We start from the raw sequence: 11,761 nt of genomic DNA on the forward strand, positions 1-11,761 counted from the left end.
CAGTCTACGAAGGCGTCGGCAAGCGGGCGAGAAGCCCTCGCCCGAGCTGAAAACATCCCGCCGCTCAGGCCGGCGCGCTCTTCGGCCCGCGAACCAGCCGACCCGGCAGCTTGCCGGTTGGCGCGTTCGCTTGGCGAATGATCTGCCCCGACACGATCGTGTGCGTGATGCCTTCGGCCCGCTGCACGAAGCGGCGGCCGTCGGCCGGCAGGTCGTAGATCATCTCGGGCGCGTGGAGCTTCATCGCGTCAAAGTCGATCACGTTGAGGTCGGCCTTGTAGCCGATCGCGATTCGCCCCCGATCATCGAGCCCATAGAAGCTCGCGGTGTCCGATGACAGCGTCTTGACGATGAACTCGAGCGGCAGCTTGTCGCCGCGGGTCCGGTCGCGGACCCAGTGCGTGAGCATGAAGGTCTGAATGCTCGCGTCACAGATCGCGCCGCAGTGGGCCCCGCCGTCGCCAAGGCCAAGCCGGGTGCGCGGGTGTTGCAGCAAGGTCCGCAGGGCGTCGAGGTTGTTCTCTGCGTAGTTGAAGATCGGAAAATACACGACCCCGCGGCCGTCGTTCTCCATCATCCAGTCCCAGACCACGCCGGGCGCGACGTCGCCGTTGCGCTTGGCGACCTCGGTTGCCGCGTGCTCGGGCTCGGGCTCGTAGTTGGGCACCTCGCCCAGCCGGTACATCTTGTGGAAGCTCGAGATGATGTAGTCCTCGAACTCGCCGAACGAGAACGGCTTCTCGTGCACGACCTTGTGGCGCAGCGCGGCGTCGCGGAGCCGCGGCAGCCGCTCGGCGAAGGGCAGGCCGTGCAGCGGCATGTACGTGGGGTAGGGCATGAACGGCACGGCCGTGCCCGCCCAGGTCATCAAGATCCCGTTGGGGCGGCCGGCGACCTGGGCCCAGATCGGCAGGTCGTCTTTCTCGGCCTCGTCGAGCAGGCCCAGCATGTGCTTCCACAGATCAGGCTTTTGATCGGTCTGCAGCAAGTTGAAGCTGACCGAGCAGCCGGCCTCTTGCGCGAGCCGCCGCATCCACGGGAACTCCTCGATCATGTCGACGTGGTTGCCCGTCATCTGGAACATCACGCCGCCGCCCTCGGCGACCGCCCGGCCCATGGCGAACAGCTCGCGCTCGTCGGCGAAGGTGCCGGGCACGTACTCGCCGTCCATGCCCTTGTGGATCGGTGTGCGCGAGGTTGAAAACCCCAGCGCGCCCGCTTCGGTGCCCTCGCGGACGATCCGGGCCATCGCTGCCAGATCCTCGTTGGTGGCGGCCTCGTGCTTGGCTCCGCGCCGACCCATGACGTAGGCCCGCAGCGCGCCGTGGGGCACTTGGGCGCAGATGTCGATCGCGCGTGGGTGTTTATCGATCGCGTCGAGGTACTCGGGGAAGCTCTCCCATGCCCAGATCATGCCCTCGGTCATGGCCGCGCCCGGAATGTCCTCCACGCCCTCCATTAGGCTGATCAGCCACTTGCGTTGATCCGGCGCCGCCGGAGCGAAGCCGACCCCGCAGTTGCCCATGACGACGGTGGTGACCCCGTGCCAGCTCGAGGGCGTGACGTGGGGATCCCAGGTGACCTGGGCATCGTAGTGGGTGTGCACGTCGACGAAGCCAGGCGTGACCAGCTTGCCGGTCGCGTCGATCTCTTCGCGGCCGGGCGGGAGATCGGGATCGATCGCAACGATCTTGGCGTCACGAATGCCGACGTCGGCGCGGCGTCGAGCGGCACCGGTGCCGTCGACGACGGTGCCACCACGGATCACGAGGTCGAAGCTGGGGGCTTCCATGGGCGGCACGCTATCACGGTCCTGGCCATGGCATCATGCCTGGATGACGCGCTGGTGGTTGATGTCGCTCGTTGGCCTCATGTGGCTCGCCGCTTGTCGGCCGCGCGCGAGCTCCGAGCCGCCCGCGGGCAGCTCGGAGTCCGAGCCACCGCCAGCTTCCGAGCCGTGGCTGTACATCGAGGGCGACTCAGACCCCGGGCTGGCCAACACGGCCAACACGCCCAACACGGGCCCGTGCACGACCGGGCCGGAGGACCTCGACGGCTTCATGGACGAGGACAACTGCAACGATCCAGACAACGACGGCGACGGGGTCCGCGACGTCGACGACATGTGCCCCAACGACCCAGAAGACTTTGATGGCTTCCAGGACGAAGACGGCTGTCACGACATGGACCCCAGCGGGCCTTAGCCGGCGCCGGAGCGATCATGGCAAGCAGTTGGTCTGCCAGGTCTCGCCGCGCCCAACCGCGAGGTTGACCGGGATCACCAGGGTCGCAACGGGCAAGAAGCCCTCGCACACGGCGGGGAATGGCCCGAGGTGGACGTCTTGATCGCCGAGCAGGCCGGGCTCGATCACGTCGATCGAGTAGTTGATCGCCGAGTCGACGGCCATCTCGATCTGGTCAATGCAGTCGGTCACCGCCTCGATGTTCTCGGGCACCGAGTTGTCCTCTGACACACCGCAGCCGCCGAAGATCTGATCGACGACGCCCTGCCACTGATCACCCAGGATGATGAACAGGTTGAAGTTGGGATCACTGTTGAAGTTTGAGCCGTAGGCCCAGGTGTCGTAGCCCGGGACCGCAAACCCAACGCTGGCGCTGGCGCTGAACAGCTCGATGACGGGGCCGTTGGGGTTGGGCGGCAGCACGTAGTCGATCAGCTCCGACAAGATCAAATTGTTGATGCTCTTGTCGAGCTGCTTGATCGTGTCGCCGTACCAGTCGTTGATCAGCCGCACGCGAATGTAGCTTTGGTTGAACATGCCAAGCGTGAGCCCGATCAGGCCGAACTGCGACGTAATGAAGGGATCCGGCGGCGCGAACCCAAACAGGCCGTCGGCCTCGGCTTGGGCGCGGGCGATCACATAGTCATTGATAGCGAGCAGGGCAGGGGACAGGTGGTCACGGATCGACGCGGCCAAGCTCTGGCGGTTGGCGAGCAGGCCGTGGGCCGTGGGCTGAAGCGCCATCGCGGCCTCGAGCGCGGCATCGAGGGTTGCGCCTGCGGCCTCGAGCGCTTCGAGGTCCGCTTCGGTTGGATCGGCCTGGGGATCGAAGCTCGCGTAGGTGGCCACCAGTTGATCGAGAGCGGCGTTGACCTGGTCCAGCGCGCTGGCGAGGGCGGCGTCGTCGGCGTTGGCCATGATCCCCGCGTTGTCGAGGGCGGCGTCGCTTGGGTAGCCGCCGGGCAGCGGGACCAGCACGTCGTCGAGGCCGGCGAGGTCGAGCGCCGGGTCCATGAGCGCGGGCTCGACCGTGGCGAGGGTCGTGATCGCGTCGATCAAGAGTTGGTCGGCGCCACCGTCGGCGGCGAGCACCGCTGCGAGGCTGGAGCTGCTGGTACCCAGGGCCGCGCCCACGTCGGCCAGGCGCGAGTCGATCGCGTCGTCGAGCACCGCGAACTCGCGCTCGCTGGTGAGATCCTGGTTGTCGACCTGCGTGCTGCACCCGATCGTCCAGGTCCCGAAGCTCTCGAACGCCCAGCTGTTGCCGCTGTCGATCACGCCCTCGACGGGGGTCACGTCGTACTCGAACGCAGGCTGGACCGCGGCCGGGAGCCCGTCCTCGAACAGCATGCACGCAGCCGTGAGCTCGCCGCCGTTGTTGGCCTCGCGGATCACGTTGCTGTTGAGCAGCAGATCGACGCGCAGGCCAGTCGCCGGATCGCCGTCGCCGTCGCCGGTTGGGTCGCCGTCCCCGTCGCCGGTTGGGTCGCCGTCGCCGTCGCCGTCGCCGTCGCCGGCTGGGTCGCCGTCGCCGTCGCCGGTCTCCCCGGCGTCGTTGAGCGCATCGTCGCCGCCGCCGTCGTCACCGCAGGCGAGCGGCGCGAGGAGGGCCATGGGAAGCACGAGAGACAGGCGCAACGAACGAGAGCTGGAAGGCATGGGCCCCAGCCTCGCATGTCGCGTCTGGGCATCGCAGTGGTCCAGCCAACGCTTCGCAAAAAAAGCTCGATCCGCTCGTGTATGCTGCACCCATGCTGTCTCACTCGGACACCTCGCCAGAAGCGGCGGAGATCCTGCGCGAGCGTCTGCGTCGGATGACGCCGTCGCAGCGGATCGAAGAGGGGGCGCGGCTGTGTAAATTCACCCGCCACATGATGCGGGCGGGGATCCGCAGCCGGCACCCCGACTACGCGGAGGAGCAGGTCGAGATGGCGCTGGCGCGGCTGATGTGGGGTGATGATCTGTACCGCAAGGCGCGGCCCGACTGGCCGCCGCTCGACCCATGACGGATGAGCTCGGAGCTTCGCTCCTCCGTGCGGCCCGAGGGACCCAGCTTCGCTCGGGCCCGCCGCGAAGGGCTGATAGACTCCGCGCGTGAGTGAAGCGCCCGTGCCCGGTCGAGCGCAGTCGACCCCCGCGCCTGTGCATCCTGGGCGTTGGTATGGTGCTGACGATGCTGGGGTTTGGGAGCAGTGGTTGGGTGCTGCGGGTCGGGTTGGTGATCGCGGTGATCGGCGGGATCACGACGGCGGTGCGGATGCCGGGGCTGGTGAATCGATGAGTGACACGAAGCGAGATCTGAGCGCGCTGCTGGGCCAGGCCGTCACGCGTACGCGGGCGATCATCAAGGCCGCCCGCACCAACTTCTTCTGGGACCCGGACTCGCACCAGAACATCCCCCTCGAGCTGCAGCGGTGGGCGGCCGAGCGCCCGCACGATCGCTTCTTGAGCTTCGAGGGTCGGGAGTGGACGATCGCTGCATTCGACGCCGAGGTGAACCGCCACGCGCGGGCGTGGCGATCGCTGGATCTGCGCCCCGGGCAGGTCGTCGCGTTGGTGCTCGAGAACCGGCCGGCGTTCTTGTTTCACTTCTACGCGCTGGCCAAGCTCGGGGTCGTTGTCTCGCTGATCAACCCCTCGCTCTCGGGCCCCGCGCTGCGTCACGCGTTGGCCGTGTGCGAGCCGGCCGCGATCTTGGTGGGTGACACGGAGCTAGCTGCGGTGCGCGAGCTTGGTCTCTCCGCGCTGCCGGTCGCCCCCGCGCGGGTGTTCGTTGACGTAGAGGCCGACGTCCCCGATCTCGAGCACGCGCCGTTCTCGGCCTGGAACCCGCGGGTGTCTGGGGTCGTCCCGCTCGCGCTCGCGCAGGCCGAGCTGCAGCAGCTGCACGGCGTGGTCGCATACATCTATACGAGCGGGACCACCGGCCTGCCCAAGCCCGCGGTCGTCAAGCACCACCGCCTGCGCCGCGGGGGCGACGTGTTCGGCGGCATCGCGCAGATGACCTCCAGCGACTGCGTGTATTGCTGCCTGCCGCTGTGCCACGCGAGCGGGACCGCGATCGCGGTGCCCATGGCGATCTCCGCTCGCGCCCGGCTCACGCTCGCGCGCAAGTTCTCGGCCAGTCGGTTCTGGTCCGAGTGCCGCGAAGCACAGGCCACGGTCTGCATCTATATTGGCGAGCTGTGTCGGTACTTGTGCAACACGCCGCCCGGCCCCGATGACCGGGCCCACGCGGTCCGCTGCTTCGTCGGCAACGGCCTGCGCCCGGACATCTGGGACGGGTTCTGCGAGCGTTTTGGGATCGAGCGCGTCAGCGAGTTCTACGCCGCGACCGAAGGCAACGCCGAGACCGCCAACATCCTCAACCGCAGCGGCACCGTTGGCCCGATGCTGCCCTGGAAGATGGCGCTGGCCCGCTGGGACGGCGAGCGCGGTCAGATCTGGCGCGGCGCTGACGGGTTTGGGGTCAAGGTTGGGGCCGGCGAGCCGGGCGTGTTGCTTGGCAAGATCGACGCGCGCAACCCCTACGCCGGCTACACCGACGAGGCCGCCACCCAGCGCAAGGTCTTGACCGATCTGTTCGAGCCTGGCGACGCGTGGTTCGACACGGGCGACCTGCTCTCGCGCGATCGCATGTGGCATCTGCACTTCGTTGATCGGCTTGGCGACACCTTTCGCTGGAAGGGCGAGAACGTCTCGACCCAAGAGGTCGGGCAGATCCTCGACATGTGCGAAGGCGTGCTCGAGGCCAACGTCTATGGCGTCGAGGTCCCCCACAACGAGGGCCGCGCGGGCATGGCCGCGATCGTGGTCACCCCCGCGTTCTCGCCCGAGCGACTGTTTGCGCACGTGGCCGCCGAGCTGCCAGCCTACGCCGCGCCCCGGTTCTTGCGCGTGGTCGAGCGCCTGAGCACGACCGGCACCTTCAAGCACACCAAGGTCGAGCTGCGCGACGAAGCCTGGGATCTCGAGCGCGTCAGCGACCCGCTGCTGCTGCGTGACAGCGCGGCCCAGACCTACGTGCCGCTCACGCCAGAGCGCGCCCAGGCCCTCCGCGACGGCGCCTGGCCGGTCTAGAGGGGTAGACAGAGAGAGGTTGGGCACAAATCACGTGTGGTTTGAGCCCGACTGGGGTAGGACAATGTAGGACACGCATGATCACACTGATCAAAATCTCGGTTTTTTTGCCAGCGATCCGCGCCCTCGGTAGAGCGATGTCACCGACCACTCCCCCGCGAGCAGCGGGCCAACCCGGGACCGCGATCCCACCACAGGAATTATCAAAATGGCTCACTTCGAACTCGAGGATGCCTTCAACGACCAAGCCAAGATCAAAGTGATCGGCGTCGGTGGGGCCGGTGGAAACGCCGTCAACACCATGATCGCCGCGAAGGTCCCAGGCGTCGAATTCATTGCGGCGAACACCGATGTGCAGGCACTCGAGCGCAACCTCGCGCCGTTGACCATGCAGCTCGGCCGTCGCGTCACGCGCGGGCTTGGTGCCGGCGCAAGCCCAGAGCGTGGCCGCGAGGCGGCGCTCGAGAGCGTCAACGAGATCGGCGAGATGCTCGAGGGCGCGGACATGGTGTTCGTGACCGCGGGCATGGGCGGCGGGACCGGAACGGGCGCAGCGCCGATCATCGCGCAGGTCGCCCGCGAGTGCGGGGCCCTGACCGTGGGCGTCGTGACCAAGCCGTTCTCGTTCGAAGGCAAGCGGCGCATGAAGTTCGCCGAGATCGGCATCGAGCGGCTCGAGCAGGCCGTCGACACGCTGATCACGATCCCGAACGATCGCTTGCTGCACGTCACCTCGGCCAACACCAGCTTGATGGACGCGTTCGCGCTCGCGGACGAGGTCCTGCAGCACGCGACCCAGGGCGTGTCCGATCTGATCACGGTGCCCGGCATCATCAACGTCGACTTTGCCGACGTGCGCACGATCATGGCCAGCCAGGGCCGCGCGCTGATGGGCATGGGCGTCGCTGGTGACGAAGGCCGGGCCGTGGCCGCGGCGCAGCAGGCGATCAACAGCCCGCTGCTCGAGGACGTCACGATTCAGGGCGCCAAGGGCATCCTGATGAACATCACCTCGGGTCCCAACCTGCGCCTGCACGAGGTCGAAGAGGCCGCGTCGCTGATCATGGAAGCGGCCCACGAGGACTGCAACATCATCTTTGGTGCGGTCGTCGATCCCAACATGGGCGAGACCCTGCGGATCACCGTGATCGCCACCGGCTTCGATCAGCACGAGCCCGAAGAAGAGGTGCTCGGCAACGCGATCGCGGCCCACGTGCATCGCGTGCGTCGGCAGTCGCAACAGATTCCCATGCCCGGCATGGGTCCGGTCGTTGGCATGGGCGGCATGCCCCAGCAGCCCCCGCAGGTGTTCAGCGGAACCTTGCAGCGCAAGGCCAAGCCGTCGTCGGCCAAGCCCCCGGCCGTCCAGCCCCGCCGCGAGCCCATGCCCGCGCCAAGCGTCAACCCCATGTACGCGAACGCGAACCAGTCACAGCCCCGCGTTCCCCCGCCAGCACCCCCGGTGCAGGCGCAGGAGTCGGGCCCCTACCAGCGCAACCCGGGCGTCAGCGGCGGGTGGAGCCGCGGCGACACAGCCGCTGCCGATCCACGCGAAGTCCCAGCGTTCTTGCGCCGACGCAGCGAGACCGACGGCGGCGGCTACGTCCGGTAGTTCTTTTACTGACGCGTCTTGTCACTTCGCTCCTCGGGGCTGGTTGTGCGCGGGCGCATGTGTGGCCCCCTAGCAGGGGCCCGGAACACACGAAGTGGCGTCCTTGGTCGGCCGACTGGCGTCACATCGAGCAAGAGTTACTCCTCGCAGGGCACTGCGAGCTCTCAGGGAACGGTCGGAAGGGAGCGGGCCAATGATGGTCCGCTCCCGCTTTTCATTACCCCCACAGGCGCCTTCGCACTTCGCAGGTCACTCGCTTCGCTCGCTCCCAACGGGCAGGCTGTTCGCCACCGCATGTGTGGCCCCCTACAAGGGGGCTCTCGTCTGACCATCTGTAGCCACCGGATGGCGCTCCAACAACGTGTCGATCCTGGTTCGCTGGCCCGCAAACCAGATGAGAAGATGGAGCGCCGCTCTGTGGTTGTAGATGGTCAGACAAGAGCCCCCTTGTAGGGGGCCACACATGCGGTAGCGAACAGCCTGCCCGTTGGGAGCGAGCGAAGCGAGTGACCTGCGTAGTGCGAAGGCGCCTGTGGGGGTAATGAAATTGAAAACGACCCTCTGGTTTTGCAGAGGGTCGTTTGGTCACGCTTGCGCGTGGGGGCGCCTACAGGTCGTAGGGGCGGACGGTGCCGCGCTTGTTGCTCTCGGCTCGCTTGATCGCGGCCTCGAGCATCTCGTGCACCTTCTCGGACACGGCCTGGACGAGCTCACCGTCGCTGCGGTAGCCGGCGGCACGGACGACGTCCTTGACCTTGCTTCCGACGACGACGATCTCGCGGGCCTTCTTGGTTTTTGCGGTCTTCTTTTTGGCTGCCATTGTTCTGTCTCCTGGAGGTTTTCGTTGGGAACGGGATTCGGAAAGTGGGCTGTAGGTGCCCGATCTCGCAGGTTTGTGAGCGAGAACGCGGACATTGTATGGGAGATGGATCCGCTGACAACACGAAAATTGCCCAAATTCGGACAAATTTGAAGGTTTTTGAGCACCCCCGGGAGGCAATTCTCGGAATTCGGCAGATCTCGGGCACTGGGGAAGGGGTGGTGAGGCCGAGTGACGGCGGTCGTCACTGCGCACGCAAACAGGCGCCCTGGGCCACCAGAGGGCCCGCGCGCCGGTTTTTTGGGAAATCCCCGAGACACGGCTATCGCAGATGAGCGGCCGATCTGGCCTCCTCGAAGAGGAGCCCAGGGCGCGCAGAGAGATCCCGTGACGACCCCAACCCGAGCCCGCCAGCGCAGCAAGCAGCCCGCCGCAGCACGTCGGCCGGTGCCCCGAGCACAGGCGCGAGGCCAGATGCGGGCGCGTAACAACAAGCGTAAACAGCCGCGAAACGAGCGTAGCGAGGCACCTGCGGCTGTGAAGCGATCTGCGAGCGAGCGGCTTCGGGCTCGGCTCGGGGCCGTTCGTCCGGCGCTGACCAAGCTGTTCGCCCGGCGTCAGCGCAAGCTCCAGGCCTCGAATTCACCGCGTGCCGAGGTCAAGCATCGGGAGCCGCGGGAGTGGCCGCGGCGCGTGGGCCTGGTCGCGCTCAAGCTCGGCGCGACCGTGGCGGTGGCGTGGGGGCTGCTGATCGCGGGCCGCGAGGTCTACGAGTACGCGACCACGTCGACCCGCTTCGAGGTCCAGCACATCATTTATGATCGCTCGGCGCACGTCGACGACGACGAGCTGCGCGAGCTGCTGGCGATCGAGCCAGGCACCAACATCCTCGCGTGTGACCTCGCCGAGCTGAGCGAGCGCGTCGCGGCCCACCCGTGGGTGGCGATGGCGACCGTGACCCGCAACCTGCCGGACACGCTTGGGATCGAGGTCGTCGAGCACGAGCCCTCGGCGATCGTGCTGGCCGGGCGGTTTTACCTGGTCAACGCCGAAGGCGTGCCCTTCAAGGTGGTCGAGCGCGGCGAGCGAGCGGAGCTGCCGATCATTACTGGCATCGAACGCAGCGCGCTCAAGCAGGCAGACGGCCAGCCGATCCCCGAGCTGGTCGCGGCGCTCGACGTCGTGCGCATGTATCAGACCAAGCAGCGACCGCGGCTCGGCGAGCTGCACCTTGGCGACGATGGATCGCTGACGCTCTACACCGCCGAGGTCGGCACCCAGCTGCGCCTGGGGCGGACCGACTTCGAGGTACGGCTCGCGCGCTGGGACGCGCTGCGGGCCGCGCTTGGCGAGCGCGCGGATCATCTGGCGGTCGTCCACCTCGACAACGAGACCAAGCCGGATCGACGCGATCGCGTGGTCGCGCGCTTCGCCAACGAGCACGACGAAGCCGTGCTCCTGGCCCAAGCCGCGAGCGCGCTCGAGTCGGACGACGAGACCCAAGCACCCACAGCGAAACCGGCCGCGGACACCACCCCGGCCGAGCGTCGCGCCCAGCGACGCAACCGCATCCCCAGCTACGAGTAGCGAGAAGCGCGAGAGGACCAGAGTAATGGCGCAAGTCGGAGAAGTGATCGTCGGACTCGACATCGGGACCACCAAGGTCGCCGCCGTGATCGGTGAGGTGACCTCATCTGGGATCGACGTCATCGGCGTTGGGACCAGCCCTTCCGAGGGTCTGCGCCAGGGTGTCGTCGTCAACATCGAGGCCACCACCAACAGCATCGCGGCCGCGATCCAAGAGGCCGAGCAGATGGCCGCCGTGGACGTGCAGTCGGTCTACGTGGGGATCGCCGGCGGCCACATCCGCGGGTTCACCAGCCTTGGCCAGGTCAGCATGCGCAACCGCGAGGTCACCGAGGCCGACGTCGCGCGGGTGATCGATCAGGCCAAGGCGGTCAACATCCCGCTCGATCGCCAGATCATTCACACCCTGCCGCTCGAGTACATGATCGACGGCCAGGGCCAGATCCGCGATCCGATCGGCATGAGCGGGGTCCGCATGGAGGTCCGCGCCCACATCATCACGGCCGCGGTGACCTCGGTTCAGAACATCGTGAAGTGCTGCAACCGCGCGGGCCTCGACGTGGTCGAGGTCGTGCTCGAGCCGGTCGCTTCGGCCAACGCGGTGCTCCACGACGACGAGCGCGACCTTGGCGTGGTCCTGGTCGACATGGGCGGCGGGACCACCGATCTGGCGATCTACTCGGAGGGCTCCAACGTCTATACGTCGGTGATCGTCATGGGTGGGCACCGCGTCACCCAGGACATCGCGCACGGACTGCGGACCTCCGTCAACGAGTCCGAGCACATCAAGCGGCAGCACGGCTGCGCGCTGGTGTCACTGCTCGCGCAAGACGAGATCATCCAGGTGCCGGGCGTGGGGCCGCGGCCACCTCGCGAGTTTCATCGCCGGTTCCTGTCCGAGATCATCGAGCCGCGGGTCGAGGAGATCCTCGAGCTCGCGCGCCAAGAGCTGCTGACCTCCGGGTTCATGGAGCTGGCGGCCTCGGGGGTGGTGTTGACCGGCGGCGCGGCGCAGATGGTTGGGATGACCGAGATCGCCGAGGACATCTTTCAGATGCCCGTGCGGCGGGGGACCCCGGTCTACGCCGATGGGAACGGCCGCGAGATCGGGCTGACCGAGGGCGGGTTTGCCAGCGTGATCCAAGATCCGAAGTTTGCGACCGGGGTTGGGTTGGTGCTGTACGGGGCGCGCAACGAGCCGGTCGAGATGCACTTCGACTCGGCGCCGGTTCGGCATGGGGACCCGGGGCGCTCGGGCCTCGGCCGCTTCGTCGAGCGCGTTCGCAGCATGTTTTAGCGTTACCCCCACAGACGCTTTCGCACTTCGCAGGTCACTCGCTTCGCTCGCTCCCGACGGGCTGGTTGTTCTCGGTCGCATGTGTGGCCCCCTGGGAGGGGGCTCTTGTCTGGGCACCTACG

The 11,761-nt window shown here is 67.3% G+C and carries 10 protein-coding genes; 7 read left to right on the plus strand and 3 right to left on the minus strand.

The window, feature by feature from the left end; genetic code table 11:
- Positions 1-64 precede the first annotated feature (64 nt).
- Positions 65-1,792 (minus strand): N-acyl-D-amino-acid deacylase family protein, encoded by a 1,728-nt coding sequence (locus tag DB30_RS09025; RefSeq protein ID WP_052547845.1) that lies wholly within the window; start codon positions 1,790-1,792, stop codon positions 65-67.
- A 43-nt stretch (positions 1,793-1,835) separates the two neighbouring features.
- Here DB30_RS09025 and DB30_RS09030 point away from each other — a divergent pair, with 43 nt between their 5' ends.
- Positions 1,836-2,204, plus strand: coding sequence for a hypothetical protein (locus DB30_RS09030; RefSeq protein WP_052547847.1), 369 nt, complete (start codon positions 1,836-1,838; stop codon positions 2,202-2,204).
- 15 nt (positions 2,205-2,219) lie between these two features.
- Here DB30_RS09030 and DB30_RS41315 read toward each other — a convergent pair whose 3' ends face one another.
- A complete protein-coding gene (locus DB30_RS41315) occupies positions 2,220-3,857 on the minus strand; it encodes a hypothetical protein (RefSeq protein ID WP_052547850.1) in 1,638 nt (545 codons plus the stop codon).
- A gap of 137 nt (positions 3,858-3,994) precedes the next feature.
- Here DB30_RS41315 and DB30_RS09040 point away from each other — a divergent pair, with 137 nt between their 5' ends.
- The 4 genes from DB30_RS09040 (at position 3,995) to ftsZ (ending at position 7,935) form a co-directional block, all read left to right on the plus strand.
- Positions 3,995-4,249: a hypothetical protein gene (locus DB30_RS09040; RefSeq protein WP_052547854.1), complete on the plus strand. Its 255-nt coding sequence runs from the start codon at positions 3,995-3,997 to the stop codon at positions 4,247-4,249.
- Positions 4,250-4,341: 92 nt separating this feature from the next.
- Positions 4,342-4,524, plus strand: coding sequence for a hypothetical protein (locus DB30_RS09045; RefSeq protein ID WP_146658341.1), 183 nt, complete (start codon positions 4,342-4,344; stop codon positions 4,522-4,524).
- Positions 4,521-6,323: a long-chain-acyl-CoA synthetase gene (locus tag DB30_RS09050; RefSeq protein ID WP_052547857.1), complete on the plus strand. Its 1,803-nt coding sequence runs from the start codon at positions 4,521-4,523 to the stop codon at positions 6,321-6,323. The genes DB30_RS09045 and DB30_RS09050 overlap by 4 nt, the downstream gene beginning before the upstream one ends.
- A 208-nt stretch (positions 6,324-6,531) precedes the next feature.
- A complete protein-coding gene (ftsZ, locus tag DB30_RS09055; RefSeq protein WP_052547860.1) occupies positions 6,532-7,935 on the plus strand; it encodes a cell division protein FtsZ in 1,404 nt (467 codons plus the stop codon).
- A gap of 607 nt (positions 7,936-8,542) precedes the next feature.
- On the opposite strand, the gene DB30_RS09060 is transcribed toward ftsZ, so the two are convergent.
- Positions 8,543-8,755: a hypothetical protein gene (locus DB30_RS09060; protein WP_052547863.1), complete on the minus strand. Its 213-nt coding sequence runs from the start codon at positions 8,753-8,755 to the stop codon at positions 8,543-8,545.
- A 537-nt stretch (positions 8,756-9,292) separates the two neighbouring features.
- On the opposite strand from DB30_RS09060, the gene DB30_RS09065 reads away from it, so the two are divergent.
- Both DB30_RS09065 and ftsA read left to right on the plus strand, forming a co-directional pair.
- Entirely contained in the window at positions 9,293-10,342 is a 1,050-nt protein-coding gene (locus DB30_RS09065; RefSeq protein WP_052547866.1) for a cell division protein FtsQ/DivIB, read from the plus strand.
- A gap of 25 nt (positions 10,343-10,367) precedes the next feature.
- Positions 10,368-11,639, plus strand: a complete 1,272-nt coding sequence (gene ftsA, locus DB30_RS09070) for a cell division protein FtsA (protein ID WP_240480195.1) — start codon at positions 10,368-10,370, stop codon at positions 11,637-11,639.
- Positions 11,640-11,761: the final 122 nt, after the last annotated feature.

The organism is Enhygromyxa salina (genome assembly GCF_000737335.2).
GTDB lineage: Bacteria > Myxococcota_A > Polyangia > Nannocystales > Nannocystaceae > Plesiocystis > Plesiocystis salina_C.

What these genes read in the sequence shown, in the direction of transcription:
- DB30_RS09030 (WP_052547847.1), top strand. Translation starts at nt 1,836, where the DNA reads ATGACGCGCTGGTGGTTGATGTCGCTCGTTGGCCTCATGTGGCTCGCC.
- DB30_RS41315 (WP_052547850.1), bottom strand. Translation starts at nt 3,857, where the DNA reads ATGGCCCTCCTCGCGCCGCTCGCCTGCGGTGACGACGGCGGCGGCGAC.
- DB30_RS09025 (WP_052547845.1), bottom strand. Translation starts at nt 1,792, where the DNA reads ATGGAAGCCCCCAGCTTCGACCTCGTGATCCGTGGTGGCACCGTCGTC.
- DB30_RS09040 (WP_052547854.1), top strand. Translation starts at nt 3,995, where the DNA reads ATGCTGTCTCACTCGGACACCTCGCCAGAAGCGGCGGAGATCCTGCGC.
- ftsA (WP_240480195.1), top strand. Translation starts at nt 10,368, where the DNA reads ATGGCGCAAGTCGGAGAAGTGATCGTCGGACTCGACATCGGGACCACC.
- ftsZ (WP_052547860.1), top strand. Translation starts at nt 6,532, where the DNA reads ATGGCTCACTTCGAACTCGAGGATGCCTTCAACGACCAAGCCAAGATC.
- DB30_RS09050 (WP_052547857.1), top strand. Translation starts at nt 4,521, where the DNA reads ATGAGTGACACGAAGCGAGATCTGAGCGCGCTGCTGGGCCAGGCCGTC.
- DB30_RS09060 (WP_052547863.1), bottom strand. Translation starts at nt 8,755, where the DNA reads ATGGCAGCCAAAAAGAAGACCGCAAAAACCAAGAAGGCCCGCGAGATC.